Origin of the sequence: Hahella chejuensis KCTC 2396, from assembly GCF_000012985.1 — a bacterium.
GTDB lineage: Bacteria > Pseudomonadota > Gammaproteobacteria > Pseudomonadales > Oleiphilaceae > Hahella > Hahella chejuensis.
Window position 1 is genome coordinate 4,581,397 of record NC_007645.1, and the last position, 17,420, is coordinate 4,598,816.

17 protein-coding genes are annotated in these 17,420 nt (G+C 52.0%); 1 reads left to right on the forward strand and 16 read right to left on the reverse strand.

The annotated features are described in order from the left end of the window. Positions 1–10: 10 nt before the first annotated feature. From der to trmJ, 13 genes are all read right to left on the reverse strand, one after another. Positions 11–1,429, reverse strand: coding sequence for a ribosome biogenesis GTPase Der (gene der / locus HCH_RS19890; RefSeq protein ID WP_011398223.1), 1,419 nt, complete (start codon positions 1,427–1,429; stop codon positions 11–13). A 73-nt stretch (positions 1,430–1,502) separates the two neighbouring features. Further along, positions 1,503–2,657: an outer membrane protein assembly factor BamB gene (bamB, locus tag HCH_RS19895; protein ID WP_011398224.1), complete on the reverse strand. Its 1,155-nt coding sequence runs from the start codon at positions 2,655–2,657 to the stop codon at positions 1,503–1,505. A gap of 7 nt (positions 2,658–2,664) precedes the next feature. Next, positions 2,665–3,318, reverse strand: a complete 654-nt coding sequence (locus HCH_RS19900) for a YfgM family protein (RefSeq protein WP_011398225.1) — start codon at positions 3,316–3,318, stop codon at positions 2,665–2,667. 37 nt (positions 3,319–3,355) lie between these two features. Next, the gene (gene hisS / locus HCH_RS19905) at positions 3,356–4,633 is read right to left on the reverse strand and encodes a histidine--tRNA ligase (protein ID WP_202945371.1); all 1,278 of its coding nucleotides are present in this window, start codon (positions 4,631–4,633) and stop codon (positions 3,356–3,358) included. A 115-nt stretch (positions 4,634–4,748) separates the two neighbouring features. Beyond that, positions 4,749–5,861, reverse strand: a complete 1,113-nt coding sequence (ispG, locus tag HCH_RS19910; protein ID WP_011398227.1) for a flavodoxin-dependent (E)-4-hydroxy-3-methylbut-2-enyl-diphosphate synthase — start codon at positions 5,859–5,861, stop codon at positions 4,749–4,751. A 12-nt stretch (positions 5,862–5,873) separates the two neighbouring features. Then, the gene (locus HCH_RS19915) at positions 5,874–6,866 is read right to left on the reverse strand and encodes a RodZ domain-containing protein (RefSeq protein WP_011398228.1); all 993 of its coding nucleotides are present in this window, start codon (positions 6,864–6,866) and stop codon (positions 5,874–5,876) included. 1 nt (position 6,867) lies between these two features. Beyond that, positions 6,868–7,743: a type IV pilus biogenesis/stability protein PilW gene (gene pilW, locus HCH_RS19920; protein ID WP_049781024.1), complete on the reverse strand. Its 876-nt coding sequence runs from the start codon at positions 7,741–7,743 to the stop codon at positions 6,868–6,870. 12 nt (positions 7,744–7,755) lie between these two features. Beyond that, entirely contained in the window at positions 7,756–8,892 is a 1,137-nt protein-coding gene (rlmN, locus tag HCH_RS19925) for a 23S rRNA (adenine(2503)-C(2))-methyltransferase RlmN (protein ID WP_011398230.1), read from the reverse strand. Between the two features lie 70 nt (positions 8,893–8,962). Continuing rightward, entirely contained in the window at positions 8,963–9,391 is a 429-nt protein-coding gene (ndk, locus tag HCH_RS19930) for a nucleoside-diphosphate kinase (protein WP_011398231.1), read from the reverse strand. Positions 9,392–9,640: 249 nt separating this feature from the next. Continuing rightward, entirely contained in the window at positions 9,641–10,822 is a 1,182-nt protein-coding gene (locus HCH_RS19935) for an IscS subfamily cysteine desulfurase (protein WP_011398232.1), read from the reverse strand. Positions 10,823–10,896: 74 nt separating this feature from the next. Further along, positions 10,897–11,376 (reverse strand): Fe-S cluster assembly transcriptional regulator IscR, encoded by a 480-nt coding sequence (gene iscR, locus HCH_RS19940; protein WP_011398233.1) that lies wholly within the window; start codon positions 11,374–11,376, stop codon positions 10,897–10,899. Between the two features lie 78 nt (positions 11,377–11,454). Next, positions 11,455–12,216 (reverse strand): serine O-acetyltransferase, encoded by a 762-nt coding sequence (gene cysE, locus HCH_RS19945; protein WP_011398234.1) that lies wholly within the window; start codon positions 12,214–12,216, stop codon positions 11,455–11,457. A 12-nt stretch (positions 12,217–12,228) separates the two neighbouring features. Further along, the gene (gene trmJ / locus HCH_RS19950) at positions 12,229–13,002 is read right to left on the reverse strand and encodes a tRNA (cytosine(32)/uridine(32)-2'-O)-methyltransferase TrmJ (protein ID WP_011398235.1); all 774 of its coding nucleotides are present in this window, start codon (positions 13,000–13,002) and stop codon (positions 12,229–12,231) included. A gap of 218 nt (positions 13,003–13,220) precedes the next feature. Between trmJ and HCH_RS19955 the strand changes: the two genes are divergently transcribed. Continuing rightward, positions 13,221–14,018 (forward strand): inositol monophosphatase family protein, encoded by a 798-nt coding sequence (locus tag HCH_RS19955; RefSeq protein WP_011398236.1) that lies wholly within the window; start codon positions 13,221–13,223, stop codon positions 14,016–14,018. Between the two features lie 111 nt (positions 14,019–14,129). Here HCH_RS19955 and secF read toward each other — a convergent pair whose 3' ends face one another. The 3 genes from secF to yajC all read right to left on the reverse strand — a co-directional run bounded on the left by secF (position 14,130) and on the right by yajC (position 17,407). After that, a complete protein-coding gene (gene secF / locus HCH_RS19960) occupies positions 14,130–15,053 on the reverse strand; it encodes a protein translocase subunit SecF (RefSeq protein WP_011398237.1) in 924 nt (307 codons plus the stop codon). A gap of 12 nt (positions 15,054–15,065) precedes the next feature. After that, positions 15,066–16,928 carry a protein translocase subunit SecD gene (secD, locus tag HCH_RS19965; protein WP_011398238.1) on the reverse strand — a complete coding sequence of 621 codons (1,863 nt, stop codon included), beginning with the start codon at positions 16,926–16,928 and terminating at the stop codon, positions 15,066–15,068. Between the two features lie 110 nt (positions 16,929–17,038). After that, entirely contained in the window at positions 17,039–17,407 is a 369-nt protein-coding gene (yajC, locus tag HCH_RS19970; RefSeq protein WP_011398239.1) for a preprotein translocase subunit YajC, read from the reverse strand. Positions 17,408–17,420 lie beyond the last annotated feature (13 nt).

Sequence of the window (17,420 nt, forward strand, 5' to 3'; positions counted from 1 at the left end):
AGAAACGGTATTAGCGGGACTTTTTGCGTTTCTGCTTATGCTTGAGCTTCTTAACGTGCTTCATCAAGCGCTCTTTTTTCTTCTGTTGTCGCGGCGACAGCTTATTCTTTTTGCCTGCAAAGGGGTTCTCGCCGCTACGGAACTCAAAACGTATCGGCGTACCGACCACTTTTAAAACTTTGCGGAAAGTGTTCTCCAGATAGCGCTTATAGCTGTTTGGCAGAGCGTCAGTCTGGTTGCCATGCACAATTATCAGAGGAGGATTCGAGCCGCCTTGGTGCGCATAACGCAACTTGATGCGGCGTCCATTCACCATTGGAGGCTGATGCTGGGAAACAGCGTCCTCCAGCAGGGTGGTCAACTGATTGGTGGACCACTTCGCCATGGCGCTGTCGAAGCACTCATGCACAGACTCGTACAAATGCCCGACGCCAGTGCCGTGCAACGCAGAGATAAAATGGATCTGGGCGTACTCCACAAACCCCATGCGTCGATCGATCTCGCGCCGCACCTCGTCCTTGTCGTCCTGGGACATACCGTCCCACTTATTGATCGCCAGAACCAGAGCGCGTCCGGCTTCAATAGCGAAACCGAGCAAATGCAAATCCTGGTCAACAATGCCTTCGCGGGCGTCCAGGACCAACACAACCACATGCGCGTCCTTGATCGCCTGCAAGGTCTTCACTATGGAGAATTTTTCCACCGCTTCGCTGACATTTTTACGCCGGCGCACCCCTGCCGTGTCAATCAGAGTATAACGCTCGCCCAATCGCTCATACGGGATATAGACAGAATCCCGGGTAGTGCCGGGCTGGTCGAACACCACAACGCGATCTTCACCCAACAAGCGATTCACCAGCGTTGATTTACCAACGTTGGGACGGCCTATGATGCCGATACGTATACCGGAATCATCTTCGCCTTCCAGCGGCTCTTGCTCTGGAAACGGCTCTAACGCTTTTTCCAGCAATGAACGCACGCCGCGGTTATGCGCAGCAGCGGTGTACATGTACTCCTGAAAGCCCATCGCAAAAAAGTCCGCCGCCGCCACTTCCGGCTGCATGCCATCAATTTTGTTCACCACTAAAATGGTGGGCTTGCCGCGTACGCGCAGTTCTTTGGCGATCATTTCGTCAGCGGGCGTAACGCCTGCTTGCGCGTCCACCACAAACAACACTACATCCGCCTCGTTCATGGCGGTGAATGACTGCCCCGCCATGGCCGCGTCTATGCCTTGCTCTTCCCCGGTAATCCCCCCGGTATCAACGACAATATAGTGCTTGCCTTCCAACTCGCCTTCGCCGTATTTACGGTCGCGGGTCAGGCCCGGCAGGTTAGCGACGATAGCGTCACGACTGCGGGTCATGCGATTAAACAGCGTGGACTTGCCAACATTTGGCCGCCCCACGAGGGCGATTACCGGTTTCATGATCGCGGATATCTCTAAATAATACGGTTACAACTTATACAAGAAACGCGACTTAAACCGTCGCGCGTCCAAATCACTTAATGTCCCAGACGCTCAAGTCGCCGTCACTGCCCAGAATAATCAGATGATTACCATAAATCAGCGGAGCGGCGTGTATGGGCTCGCCAGCAGGATGAATCCGCGCCAGCATGCGGCCATCTACTTGCGACAATATATGCACGTAGCCTTCCAAATCGCCCACCGCCAAGTAATTCCCCCAAACAACAGGAGAAGACAGCTCACGGTAGGACAAATCAGACTGACGCCAGATTTCCTTTTTGGAATTTCTGTCTATGGCGACCACATCTCCTTCGGTCGTGGAAACATAGATATTGGTGAATCCAATGCCTGGCGTCACATAGCTGGACATAGGCATGGACCATTCTTCCTTGCCATTCATCGGACTCAGACGCGACAGCTGGCCCTGATAAGAGACAGCGAACAGTGCGCCGTCCTGCACCAATACATCGCCGTCAATATCCACGAGACGCTCAAGCTCAGTACGCCCTTTCGGCGTAGCAACACGTTGCTCCCAGTATAGCTGACCATCGTCGACGCTGACGGCGACAACGGAGCCGTTCGCCATACCGGAAATGACGCCGTCCTGCAACAATACCGGCTTCGAGGAGCCCCGTAGAGTCAATGCAGGTTCATTGCTGGCGAATTCCCATAACTTCTTGCCATCTTCTACGTCATAGGCGGCTAATTTACCATCCAGTGTCTGCACAATGGCCTTGCCTGAACCGGACACAGCCGGCGCCAGCACTTCACTGGAAGTGGACGCGCGCCACAGAACTTCCCCATTGTCCCGATTTAACGCCAACAGCTCACCGTCCAGGGTGGCGACAAAAATTCTACGATAGTCGCCTCCCACGCCGCCGACCAAAGGCTCATCCAGGTCGATATCCCAAAGGCGTTTTCCGCTCTCCAGCTCCATCGCATAGACTTCGCCGTCAATGTCGTTAGCGTATACTTTGTCATCAACGACAAAAGGCGCGAATTTCAAAAACTGCTCATCCTGTCCATCGCCGATGGAGCGAGACCATAAGCGCTTCAGCTCTATTTCCGGCGTGAAGGATTTCAGCTCAGCGGGATCAGGACGCACATCGTCGCTGCCACATCCGCTCAATAACCCTGCCATAACGAAAAAAAGCGCCCCTAACGGGCGCCATTGAATTCGGAACTTCATGATAGATTTATACGTCCGCCAAATCGTTCAACTTAATCTGCAATAGCTCAGTCGGCAACTCATGCTCTTTTGCGTCAGCCAGCGCCTGTTCATAGGCGGCTTTAGCTTCTGCGCGACTCCCCTTCATCTTCAGAATGTCTCCGGCGAGCTCTTGGAAGTGAGAGTAAAAAACGTCGCCCTTCTGTGCTTTCAGGGCCGCCAACGCATCATCAAATTTCTGCTGCGCCGCCAGTACGCGCGCCAGGCGCAAAGACACTACGCGCTTGAGCGCCTCGTCTTCAGTTTCTGACGCCACCGCTTTCAGTGCCGTTTCCGCACCAGCGAAATCCTTTTTCGCTACCGCTTGCTGCGCTTCATACAGCTTTGCATAGAGCGCGTAAGTGGTGCCCGGAAACTTGGACTGTAGCTCTGTCGCCAGGAAAGTAATGTTAGCCTGAGATTTTTCGTCATCAGCCATTTGCGCAGCGCCAGCAGCCTGCACCAGCTCCTGATACATCTGCGACGCTTCTTCTTTCTTCTGCAGTTCGTTCTGGTTATAGGCCTTCCAGCCAAAAATCGCAGCCAGAGCCAAGCCGATGCCAATCAAAAGCGCATTGCCGTTTTCCTTCCACCAGTTTTTTATGGCGGCGATTTGTTCTTCTTCTGTGCGCAATGAATCCACTTGTTTTCTCCTCAACAATAAGCATCAATAACTGTTATTAAATCATTTGCGGCGCGCGCTGGATAAACTCTTCCAGCGCCAGCGTTTTTTGCGCCTGATCGGTGCGTAGAGGTTTAATCGTCACTTCCCGCTGGCTGACTTCGCTCTCTCCCAACAGAAGCGCAAACGCCGCCGAGCTTTTATCCGCCTTTTTCATCTGAGCTTTAAAGCTACCGCCGCCGCAATTCATCACGACACGGACATTCTGCTGCAGATCCCTCAATTGTTCCGCCACTTCAAAAGCATAAGCTTCCGCACCTTCACCTAGCGCTGCGATGAAGAAATCTGCGCGGTCCTGCAGACTGGCGGGGGTAAGGTTAAGCGTTTCCAACATCAGCACCAGACGCTCCACGCCCATCGCGAACCCAACTCCCGGCGTACCTTTGCCGCCCAGCTGCGCAACCAGACCATCATAACGACCGCCGGCGCAAACAGTGCCTTGCGCGCCGAGAGAGTCAGTAATCCACTCAAAAACAGTCTTGCCGTAATAATCCAATCCACGAACCAGTTTCGGATTGACGGTATAGCTCAAGCCTGCCTTATCGAGAAATGCGCGAAGTCCGGCAAAGTGCTGTGCGGACTCGGCATCCAAAAAGTCATTGAACAGTGGAGCGCCCTGAAGAATTTCCTGAGTCTTGGCGTCTTTACTATCCAGTATCCGCAATGGATTTGTAGAAAGCCTGCGCCGGCTGTCCTCGTCCAGTTGGTCCTCATACTGACCCAAGTAGTTGACCAACGCACGCCGATATTCCGCCCGCGCCTCAGCGCTGCCGATAGAGTTGATGTGCAGTTGGACATGGTCAGAAAGCCCCAACTTCTTCCATAGGCGCGCGGTCATAATGATCAGTTCGGCGTCAATATCTGGTCCATTAAAGCCGAAACATTCCACACCGATTTGATGAAACTGACGATAACGGCCTTTTTGAGGCCTTTCATGACGGAACATGGGGCCGCTATACCAAAGGCGGCGAGTCTGGTTGAACAATAACCCGTGCTCTTCTCCAGCGCGTACGCACCCTGCAGTTCCCTCTGGCCGCAAGGTCAGGCTGTCGCCATTGCGGTCCTCAAAGGTGTACATCTCTTTTTCGACGATATCCGTCACTTCACCTATGGAGCGTTTAAATAAATCTGTCTGCTCCACAATCGGCATTCTGATTTCTTCAATGCCATATTGCTCAAACAGGCAACGCGCCGTGTCTTCCAGATAACGCCAGATAGGCGTTTGTTCCGGCAGCACATCGTTCATGCCCCGAATAGCCTGAATACGCGCCAAAATATTACCTCTAACTAAAGTAGTTCCTGATTGTCGGATATTAACGCCCCGACAATGTTCAAATTCGTTCTACTGACTGAAGGCCCACCCTTCAGTTGCAACATCAAGGGCGTGATATTTACCCTTTTGCGATCAGCGCGTCCAGCTCTTCTTGCTTGGCCGCCGCTTTGCTGCGGATCAGCGACTCAAAACGCTCAACCAGCTCATCATTATTCAGCTTATGGTCCGGCTTGCCGCCCACATAAATCAGGTTGGAAGGAGAGCCTCCAGTCAAACCTACATCAGCCTCTTTCGCTTCCCCTGGCCCATTCACTACACAACCGATGACTGCAACGTCCAACGGCGTGTTGATGTCCTCCAGCCGGCGTTCAAGCTCATTCATAGTCTTGATCACGTCAAAGTTCTGTCTGGAGCAACTGGGGCAAGCAATGAAGTTAATTCCCTTGGAGCGCAGCTTAAGGCTCTTGAGAATATCGTAGCCCACCCGAATTTCTTCCACTGGATCCGCCGCCAATGACACACGAATCGTATCGCCAATACCATCCATCAGAAGCATTCCCAGACCAATGGCTGATTTGACTGCGCCGGAACGGAATCCGCCCGCCTCAGTAATGCCTAGATGGAGCGGTTGCTCAATCTGGTCTGCAATCTGGCGATAAGCGGCCACGGTCATGAAAACATCAGACGCCTTTAAACTCACCTTAAAGTTCTGAAAGTCGTGGCGATCAAGAATATCGATATGGCGCATCGCAGACTCCACCAGGGCTTCCGGAGTAGGCTCGCCATATTTTTTCTGTAAGTCTTTCTCCAACGACCCTGCGTTAACCCCAATCCGAATGGGGATTCCTTTGTCTTTAGCGGCGCTGATGACCGCTTGCACACGGTCTTCCCGGCCAATATTGCCCGGATTGATACGGAGACAATCCACACCAACCTCCGCAACCCTCAGCGCTATTTTGTAGTCAAAATGAATATCCGCCACCAAAGGCAATGTGACTCTTTGCTTGATGGCTGCAAAAGCCTCCGCGGCGTCCATAGTTGGGACTGACACTCGAACAATATCCGCCCCGGCTTGCTGTAGCGTCTCAATCTGCGCTACGGTCGCATCAACATCGCAGGTCTCAGTGTTAGTCATAGACTGAACTGCGATAGGCGCATCTCCACCAACCGGCACAGCGCCGACCATAATCTGGCGCGAACGTCGCCTTTTTATCGGTGACTCAAAATGCATATAAACAGAACCTCAACGTTCCAAGGTCATTTCAACACGGTTATTGCGCACTCGGTACTGCCCGAAATCCAGAGGCTTGCCATTCACCTCTAGTTTCACAGCGTCCACGGCGCCAATAATAAAACGCAAAGGGTACTCCCCTTGAAAATCAACCACATCGCCCTGGCGGTATAAGCCCACAACGCGGTTGTTGCTCTTGTCTCTCAAATCAAACCAGCAGTCCCCAACAAATGTCGCCCGAACAGCTACTTTACCTATCGCAGCTTGAGGCGCAGGCTGCTCCGACGCTGATGAAGGAGCCGGCTCTACCGAAACAGGGTCCTCAGTCACCGGAGGAGGCTGCTCACTAGCCGAAGTCTCAGCAGTGCCGGTGTCTTCTGGTTGGAGTAAATCTTCGGGGGACGGCTCTTGACCCTCTTCTTCGAGTGTTGAGCCATCCAGCAGCATTGGTTCAGACTCTACGGCGGAGGAGTCTTTTTCAGCAACTGGAGCAGGCGGCTCAATTGCGTCACTGCTTCCGCCAGGAACAACCACTACCTCGCTTGGAATTTCCGGTTCCTGCATCGTCGTTCCAGTACTCCCTGTTGAGACTATATCGCGCCCCGAGAGGAAGTAGTAAATAAGCCCCGCCGCTACCGCCAAAGCCAGCAGTATCAGCCACAATCCACCGCCGCTCTTGGGCTTCTCTTCATAGGAGGGCGTAGGAGCCGCTCTTTCTTCGGTGAAACCAGCGTCTCCCAAAGACAGCTCTTGCTCCAGATCCTCGATCACCCTGTCTTCAGACAAATTGACCAAACGAGCGTATGCCCTGACATACCCTTTCAAAAACACTAATCCAGGCAACTGACCATGCTCGCCATCCTCGATGGCTTTCACATAACGAGGAATAACATGCAGCCGTTCGGCTGTTTCCGGGATGCTCCAGCCCAAATTCTCCCGGGCCTGACGCAATCGGCTGCCCGGTCGGTCATTAGCGGCGGGGTTGGATGCGGCCTCGGACGACATATCAACTACTTCCTTTCATCGTTTTATATTCAGCGGAGTTGGGAAACATGTTCTTAAGCAACAACATCAAAGATGCTTCCTCATTCAAATCCTTCTTCTCCCTGGCGATTTTAATTCCCAACGCCAAGCTGGCCGGGGAGTGCGAAGCCCCGCCTCTGCGCACTGCCTCCCAGAATGCGCCATATAGTTTATCTGCTTTTACTAACTCGCGTTTTTCAAAGTATAAGGAGGACAAAGCCAACACGGCGTTGGGCTGCTCATGTCTTAGCGTTAACGACTTTTCATACGCTTTGATCGATTGGTCGATATCTCCCAGCCTTAAGCGTATCAAGCCTATATTACTAAAAACTTGAGCACGCCCTTCATAGCTCACATCGCCAGAGGCTTTTTCAAACTGCTCCACAGCTTCCTTAAATCGGCCTTGCTCATACAGGTAAGCCGCATAATAGGTACGCCCCCTAGTGAAACTGGCATCTGATCGAAGTGCGGACTTAAACTGCTTTTCCGCCAAGAAAGGCTCTTTTTGGCGCTGATAAACCAATCCCATCGCAGCCAATGCCTCAGCATTATTAGGCTTTATCTCAAGTGCTCGTTGAAGTTTCAGTAAAGCGCTTTCCATATCTCCCTGCTGAAAATAAGCCAGTCCGAGCTGGACATATTGTTGAGCGGCCTTCTCTTCCGACGCCTTTTTGGTATAGGGTCCAGTTACAGTAGTTACGCACCCTGCAACAGCTCCAGATATTAGGACTAACATTACTGCTGCTTTAAAAGTGCGCTTGAGGTTTTCCATTTTTCTCAATTTAACTACCAATGCCAGCGTTATTTTCAATGTTATAAACAGCCTTGCTTTATTCAGGAATCTGAATACTACGCCCATTCATCCGTTCGTTTAAACGGAAGCTCTGCCGTCAGGGGAAACATTAATGTTTTGCAGAGGAATATACTTCTGACTTCTCCGCGTCCTGTCTTCAACGCGCCCTACCAATTGACCACAAGCTGCGTCAATATCATCGCCGCGCGTAGTTCGAACGGTGGCGACATAGCCCGCGTCGCTCAGCACTTTCTGGAACCTTAATGTCGCGTTTCGGGAGGGACGCTCATAACCGCTATTAGGGAACGGGTTAAATGGAATCAGGTTAATTTTGCATGGTAAGTCGCGCAGCAAGTCGCGCAACTCATGTGCGTGTGTTTCGCTGTCGTTTACGCCGGCAATCAATGTGTATTCAACAGTAATGCGACGTTTGTCGGAAAGTTTACCCAGATAACGATGACAAGCCGCCAACAACTCTTCTATCGGATACTTTTTATTGACCGGAACCAGAACATCTCGCAACGAATTATTCGGCGCATGCAGGGAAATCGCGAGGGAAACATCGGTAACGTCGCCCAGCTTGTCAAGAGCTGGAACAAGCCCGGAAGTGCTGACGGTCAAGCGACGCTTGGAAATGCCGAAGCCAAAATCATCCATCATGACATCGCAGGCGCGCACGACGTTGTCGAAATTCAATAAAGGTTCGCCCATTCCCATAAAGACAATGTTCGTAACATAGCGCTCTTTGGACAAGTCATAATCGCCAAAAGATCTCGCCGCGATCCATAACTGACCGATTATCTCGGCGGAACTCAAGTTACGATTAAACCCCTGCTTTCCAGTTGAGCAGAAACTACAGTCCAGGGAACACCCTATCTGAGAGGAAACGCACAATGTACCCCGACCATTGTCCGGGATATAAACGGTTTCAATACTATTACCGCCGGCCAGCCGCATAACCCACTTGCGGGTGCCGTCGGCAGAAATATCTTCATATATAACTTCAGGCACGGACACTTCAGCTACTTCTTTCAGCTTTTCCCGTAACGCCTTACTCATATTCGTCATGAGGTCAAAGTCAGACACGCCAAGGTGGTACATCCACTTCATTAGTTGAGTGGCGCGGAATTTTTTCTCTCCCAGTGACTCGAAAAAAGTTTCGAGATCGGAGCGATTCATTCCCAATAGGTTTATTTTAGCGCTGGAGCCTGACATGCTTTACCTCTTAAAAAGAGTGCAGCGATAGTGCTGCACTCAATTAATTGCCTCGACTGATAAATTTATATCAGCTGCGTGGGCAGATTTCGTTCTCGCTGAAGAAGTATGCTACTTCGCGCTCAGCAGACGCCGCAGAGTCGGATCCGTGAACTGCGTTCGCGTCAATAGAAGAAGCGAAGTCTGCGCGAATAGTGCCTGGCTCAGCTTCTTTAGGGTTGGTCGCGCCCATCAGTTGACGGTTCAGAGCGATGGCGTTTTCACCTTCCAGCGCTTGAACAACAACCGGACCGGAAGTCATGAATGCAACCAGATCGGGGAAGAATCCGCGCTCTTTGTGTTCAGCATAAAAGCCTTCAGCCTGCTCTTGCGACAGGTGCAGCATTTTTGCAGCCACAATACGCAGACCGGCTTTCTCAAAACGCGAATAAATTTCGCCGATTACATTTTTAGCCACTGCGTCAGGCTTGATGATTGACAGCGTACGTTCTACGGCCATCGATATGCTCTCCAAAATCAGGGTTATAACAACTTTAGGTTTATATTCTGAACAGGCGATTATACGCATGTTCCAGGGAAAGTTACACTCCGCTCCCACCATGAAAACAACGCCCGCGACGTAAGTAACGAGCAAGCGGCATTCGCGACAGCGGGCGCCTGACGCCTTCAGTCTCTGATTGCATCAGGCGCACATTTAATTTTTGTTAACGAGAATAAAAAATGTCCTCTGTTTAGGCCCATTGAGACATCAATCGCCCGACTTCGCCCTCCATGCGGGAGACAGCTCACGCAACTTATTCACTGCGGTTATAATGACATCCGCTGCGACATTGACATCCTCTTCTTCAGTAAAGCGCCCCATAGAAATACGCAAGGAGCTGAGCGCCAACTCATCCGGCACGCCAATTCCCCTTAACACATAGGAGGGCTCCAAGGATGCGGATGTGCAAGCAGAGCCAGTTGAAACAGCAAGATCTCGCATCGCCATCAGCAACGACTCGCCGTCGACATACCCGAAACTGATATTCAACGTACCCGGCAACCTATTAGCCTCTGAACCATTCAAGTAGATTTCCGGCAATACAGAGAGCGCGCGCCACAATCTATCTCGCAGCTCCGTCAATCGATCGGATTCCTCTGCCAAACCCTGACCAGCTATCTCAAAGGCGGCTCCCATCCCAACGATCTGGTGAGTTGGAAGCGTACCGGAGCGCATACCCCGCTCATGGCCGCCACCGTGAATTTGAGCGTCTACGCCAACAAACGGATTCCTTCGAACGTAAAGCGCCCCTATGCCTTTAGGCCCATATATTTTGTGCGCACAACAAGACAACAAGTCGACTGGCATGGTCTTCATATCGACAGCCAACTTGCCCACGGACTGCGCTGCATCCACATGAAAAAAAGCTTGATGCCCACGCAACAGCTCACCAATCGCCTGAATATCGTTAACGCTACCCAGTTCATTGTTGGCATGCATTAGAGAAACGAGAATTGTATCGTCGCGCAATGCATCTTTAACTGACTGTAAGCTGATCACCCCATCCCTGCCTGGCTTCAGATAAGTCACTTCGTAACCTTGTCTTTCCAGGTAAGCGCAGGGGTCCAGCACAGCTTTGTGCTCTATCGCGCTGGTAATAATATGGCGGCCTTTTTCAGCATAGCGACTCGCCACGCCTTTGATGGCGAGGTTATCCGCTTCTGTCGCGCCGGAAGTCCAGACTATCTCTCGAGGGTCGGCGCCAATCAGATCCGCCACTTGGCGACGCCCTTTTTCCACCATCTCTTCTGCACGCCAGCCGTAAATATGCGAACGAGACGCCGGGTTGGCGAAGACCCCATCCAGCGTCAGGCAATGGCTCATCGCCTCAGCGACCCTCGGATCCACAGGCGTGGTGGCGGCGTAGTCGAGATATATAGGTTTCTTCATTATTTCAATTATCCCTATCCAGGTACTTCAGCGCTCCCCGCGCCTGCTTTATCAATGACACGAGCGAAATCAGGTTAGCCGATATCGACCAAAGAAATTCCTGCTTCGCCCGCTCGTTTTCTTTCAGTCTGCCTCTCAGCAATTTCCTGCACCGCCCGACTGGCGACCAGCTCTTCGAGACTGATACTACTGAGATAATCATGAATACGTTCGCTGAGGTCCTGCCATAAATGATGGGTCAAACAAATTTCGCCCCCCTGACAGTCCCCTTTTCGCCCACATCTCGTTGCATCAATAGATTCGTTAACCGCCTCAATGATTTCAGCCACCGCCGTCTCACCGAGCGGGCGCGCCAACTTATAACCACCGCCAGGCCCCCTCACACTGGACACCAGACGGCTACGCCTCAGTTTGGCGAACAATTGCTCAAGATATGAAAGCGAGATGCCCTGACGCGCCGAGATATCCGCCAGACTGACAGGGCCGCTATTACCGTGCAGCGCCAAATCCAGCATGGCGGTCACCGCATAGCGGCCTTTGGTGGTCAAGCGCATGATCAAACCCCTAAATAATTTAGGGCATTATGAAATGACCCTGCAAACTGATCAAGTATTAGGAATTAAACCAGCTAACTACTTATCTTCGCGAACGCACTCAAAGTCCTCACTCTTCAGAGGAGGCAGCTCACCATTGCGATATTCCACATCCAACTTGTGCAGACATTTGCACATAGACTCCAGACGATCATCCACCGCCTGCATATGATCCAGCATCGCGCGAATGGAGCGCGCCACCGGATCAGGCATCTCCTCGCTCAATCCATATGCGTCAAAGCCCATTTTCTCTTCCATGGCTTTACGGCGACCTGCTTCCGGCTCCGCTTTCTTGACAATCACCCGTCCTGGAATGCCCACCACTGTCGCATTAGCCGGCACTTCCTTGGTCACCACAGCATTGGAGCCCACTTTTGAGTTATCCCCCACCGTGAACGGCCCCAAAATTTTGGCGCCAGCGCCGACAACCACGCCATTTCCCAGCGTAGGATGACGTTTGCCTGCATTCCAACTGGTGCCGCCAAGGGTTACTCCCTGGTACAAGGTGACGTCGTCGCCAATTTCCGCCGTCTCTCCGATCACTACCCCCATACCATGATCAATGAAAAAGCGGCGACCGATTTTCGCGCCCGGATGTATTTCGATCCCTGTCATCCAGCGACTCAAAGAGGAAAGAAAGCGCGCCAGCCACTTCAATCCCTTTTTCCACAACCAGTGACTCACGCGGTGCGCCAGCAACGCATGCAGACCGGGGTAGCAAGTCAGCACCTCAAAGGCGTTTCTGGCCGCCGGGTCCCGGTGAAAGACACTTCTTATGTCCTCTTTTAACTGTGCTAACATGATTCGCCCCGATTATTTCTTTTGCCAAGTTCCCGCCATTTTCTGCGTGGACCTTAGAATGCCCCGCAGAATGTTGATTTCCATCTTATCCAAACGCGCACGCTGGTATAGCCGCCGCAACCGCGACATCAATTGTCTGGGATTTTCCGGATCATGGAATTCGATATCGACCAGCGTTTGCTCCAGATGAGCCAGATAGCGCTCAATCTCGTCCGCTGTCGCCGCCTCAACATCCCACCCCGCATCCCCGGGACCGTCCAATCTCTGGATATATGATTGATTCTCTTCGTTTTCAAGCAGCCACCGCATGTGAAGCTCATAACAAATCACTTGCGCAGCCATCGCAACATTCAAAGATGAATAGTCTGGATTTGAAGGAATATGCACATGCAAATGACAGCGTTGCAGCTCGTCATTGGTAAGGCCCCGCTCTTCACGCCCAAATACAATCGCCACATCGCCTCTGGTCGTCGCCACGCGATCGTAAACATCATCCGCCAGGTCACGAGGATTTCTTACAGGCCAGGGGATACTTCGACCTCTTGCGCTGGTTCCCACCACCAACACGCAACCGTCTATCGCCTCTTCCAAACTCGCGACCACTTGAGCGCTCCCCAGAACATCCAAAGCTCCAGATGCGCGACTTGTTGCATCATCATCTGGAAATCGATCCGGCTCCACCAGAACCAATCGAGACAGCCGCATGTTTTTCATCACACGGGCTGTAGCGCCGATATTACCGGGATGAGAGGTGTTGACCAGCACAATACGGACGTTTTCCAGCATTCTCACACCTTTTTAAAAGTGCGCAATGGTAGCAGAATTGCACGCAAATGCCTCCCCCTACCAAGACTGAAACATCGCCATAGTCCCGCTTTCTGGCGCGTCCCGCGACCTTTTCTATAATTTAACCCGTAAGTAGATTTCTGGGTGTGTTTACATGACGGAGTTGCTATCATTAGCGCCCTTTTTAAAACCGTTCTTTACAAAGTAGTGATCAAACCATGCAGCCAATGATTAATATTGCCTTGCGCGCAATTCGCTCGTCCAATGAGCAAATCAACATGATTCTTGAGCGTGAAGAGTTATCTTTTACCGATCCGGAAAAGCTAAAGAGAGTCATTGCACGCGTTGACGCCGCTTTCTACGACAACCTGTCCCGCGCCCTGCAACGGGCCTACCCTACCCACCAAATCAACAAAAAAGGCGATTTGAAAGGCGCACCGAAAGGCGTCAGCTGGCACATCATGCCTGTTCACAACACCGCCAGCCTCGTACGCGGCCTGTCCGACTGGTGCTTTTCACTGGTTTGCAAAAAAAACGATCAGACTGAACACGCCATCATCATCTTCCCTATAACCGGAGACGAATACACGGCAAGCCGAGGCGGCGGGGCCTCTTTGAACGGTAAACGCATTCGCGTTTCCGGCACTAAAGAGCTGGAGTTATCCATGCTATCCACCAATATTCTGGAAGGCGTTGGCAAAAGAGAAGAGCCTGCAACACTGTTAGAGGCTTATGCAGAGCTGGACAAGAGCTGTTTCGGCGTCAGAAGCGCACATTGTATTCCGCAAGAGTTGGCCTACCTGGCCGCAGGAAAAATCGACGTCGCCATATTGAACAACATCAGCCCACTTGAAACGGCAGCTGGACTGCTTATCGCCAAGGAAGCCGGAGCCCTGCATAGCGATGTCCGCGGAAATCCTTTAAATGAGAGAAGCCGTTCCCTTATTTGCTGCAATCCAAAAATGCTCAAGCCCGTTTCTCAAAAGGCCCACAAACTGGCTGAGTTGCTGAAGTAGTCGCCCCCCCCCCAAAGCCTTAACCCCCAATTAGAGCTCACAAAAAAGCCGGTCATGCGACCGGCTTTTTATTTGGCCGCTTATGCAGCCTACGTCAAGAAGAAAACTACCTTAGGGACGCTCATCCAGCTCCGCGCCCTCTCCCTCTTTTACAGGGATCATCAAATCTTCTTTGCTGATATTCATGATCAACAGCAGGTTACTCGCAACATATATAGACGAGTATGTCCCAACAATAATGCCGATGATCAGCGCAGTAGAAAACCCTTTAAGCGCCGGCCCGCCAAACAGAAATAGCGCCACCAGCACCAACAAAGTGGTTAAGCCGGTAACAATGGTGCGGGACAAGGTTTGCGTTAAAGATATATTGATAATTTCAATTGGGGTTTCTTCACGCAGGCGGCGAAAGTTTTCACGCACGCGGTCACTTACAACAATGGTATCGTTCAATGAGTAACCAATCACCGCCAACACCGCCGCCAGCACATTCAGATCGAAGTCCCACTGAAACAGCGAGAACATCCCCACTGTGATGATGACATCGTGCACCAAGGCCATCACCGCGCCAACAGAAAACTTAAACTGAAAGCGGAAGGCGATATAGAGCATGATCACACCCAGCGCCAACAGCAATCCCAAGCCGCCCTGCTCTCGCAACTCTTCACCAACCTGTGAACCAACGAACTCAGAACGGCTCAAAGTCACCTGCTCCCCATTCGCCGACAAAGCGCCCACTACCTCAGTACCGATGGATTCGCTGTGCTCCTGCTGCAAACGCACCAGAATACTGGTGTCAGAACCAAACTTCTGTACGACGAAGTTTTCGTACTTGTGAGCCTCAAGCTGATGCCGCACATCATTGATTTGCGGCGCTTTGGCGTACTCCACCTCCACCAGCGTGCCGCCAGTGAAATCCAACCCGAAGGACAAGCCGCGAGTGGCGATGGACACGATGGATATAATGATCATTATCACAGACAAAGCCAGCGCAGGCTTCGCTATGCCCATAAAGTTATAAACTTTTTCATCAGACATAGTTATGCCTCCTTAACCTTGCTTGACGCCGCCAATGGACAAACTCCCGACATTGCGACCGCCGTATATCATATTGACTACCGCGCGAGTCACGGTAATGGCGGTAAACATGGAGGTCAGAATACCGATAGACAGCGTCACTGCGAAACCTTTAACCGGGCCAGTGCCGATCGCGAACAGGATCAACGCCGCAATCAATGTCGTCACGTTGGCGTCAAAAATAGACACGAATGCGCGATCGTAACCTGCATGAATCGCCGACTGAGGCGGCAGACCATTACGCAATTCCTCACGAATCCGCTCGTAGATCAACACGTTGGCGTCAACCGCCATCCCCACCGTCAATACAATACCGGCGATACCCGGCAGAGTCAGCGTGGCCGACATTAAGGACATAACTGCTATTAGAATAAAGACGTTAGCCGCCAAAGCAATGTTGGCGACAATTCCGAACACGCGGTAGTACACGATCATAAACAGCATGACCAGCACAAAACCAATAGCGACGGAAGTGGCGCCGTCTTTGATATTCTCAAGCCCCAGACTAGGCCCGACGGTACGCTCCTCGACAAAATAGATGGGCGCCGCCAATGCGCCGGAACGCAACAATAAAGCCAATTCCTTGGCTTCGAACACCGAGTCAAGCCCCGTTATACGGAAACTGTTTCCTAACGGCGACTGGATAGTGGCGAGACTGATGATTTTCTTTTCTACATAACGGCGCTTCTTGGGCTGACCGTTCGTAGACTTGGCGTCTACTTCTTCTTTGTACTCAACAAAGAGTACGCCCATGTTGCGCTGCACAGCATCCTTGGTGACATGGAACATTTTGTTGCCGCCCAGGGAGTCCAGCTTGATGTTTACTTCAGGGCGACCATTCTCATCAAAGGATTGCTGCGCATTGGCGACGCTGCCGCCAGTAATAATAATGTCGCGCTCCAGACTTGCCGTACGGGGCTCGGAACGGAATTCAAACTTTTCAATCGATCCTGCCGAAGCGTCTGGTCGCGCCTCAAGACGGAACTCCAGGTTAGCGGTAGACCCCAGAATACGCTTGGCTTCGGCCGTGTCTTGCACGCCTGGCAACTCCACAACGATACGTCCCCGCCCTTGACGCTGAACCAAAGGTTCGGCGACGCCCAGTTCGTTGACCCGGTTACGCAGGGTGCTCAAATTCTGGGAAATGGCGTAGTCTTCGATTTCTTTCGCCCGACTTTCCAGCAGGGTCAGCTTCACCATAAACAAGCCGCTCTCTTCAGCGCTTTCCGCCAAAAAGTCGTCAAACTCACGGCGCGCCAGAGACAAGGCGCTATCACGGTCATCTTCGTCCCGGAAGCCTACGGAAATCTGCCTGGGAGTCAGAATATCCACCGACTTATAACGCAACCCTTCTTCTCTCAACTTGGTCTTAATATCGCCTTGGGTAATTTCCATTGTCGTGGCGACCGCTTTCGCCAAATCCACCTCCATAAGGAAGTGAACCCCTCCACGCAGGTCCAACCCCAGCTTCATCGGGGCGGCGCCCAAATTGGATAACCATGCGGGCGTTGTCGGAGCCAGGTTCAACGCCACAACATAGTCATTGCCGAGAGCGCTCTTGACGTGAGGCTGAGCGTCCAACTGAGTGTCGTTGTCCGCAAAGCGGATGATGATGTTCTTCTCGCCGACTTTCGCTTCGCCGTATGCAATGCCCGCTTCATCCAGGGCGTCTTTGGCTTTTTTCAACACGCTCTCGTCAACCTCAATGGAGCCGCGAGATCCGCTTATCTGCAAAGCGTAGTCATCAGGATATAAATTCGGTAAGGCGTAAATAAAGCCCATCATCAGCACTATGACAACGAGCAGATTTTTCCAAAGTGGGTATTTGTTGAGCATGCCGTAAAAGGCTCCCTATTGTTTATCTCTATGCCGGGGGAGAGGCGCGCCATGCAGGCGTTCGCAGGATGGAACGCCTGACGCAGGCCCGGCGCGCATGCGCGGCCGTCTTAGATATCTTTCAAAGTGCCTTTGGGCAACGCTGCGGTCACCGCCATTTTCTGCACTTTGATTTCCACTTTGTCAGCAATCTCAACTACCAGGAAGTCGTCCTTCACACGCACGATTTTTCCAGCAATGCCACCGTTGACCAGCACTTCGTCGTTCTTGTTCAAGCCGCTCAAAAGCTCTCTGTGCTCTTTGGCCCGCTTGCTCTGGGGACGCCATACCAGAAAGTAAAAAATCAGCACAAAACCGCCGAGGAAAAGGATCTGCATCACCGCACTCGGCCCTTGCGGACCTGGAGCCGGCTCAGCTGCAGCAATAGCAGGCATCAGCAGGGCGAAAAGCGTGCCTAACAGCACATGTAGCTTACGCATAAGAAATAACTCC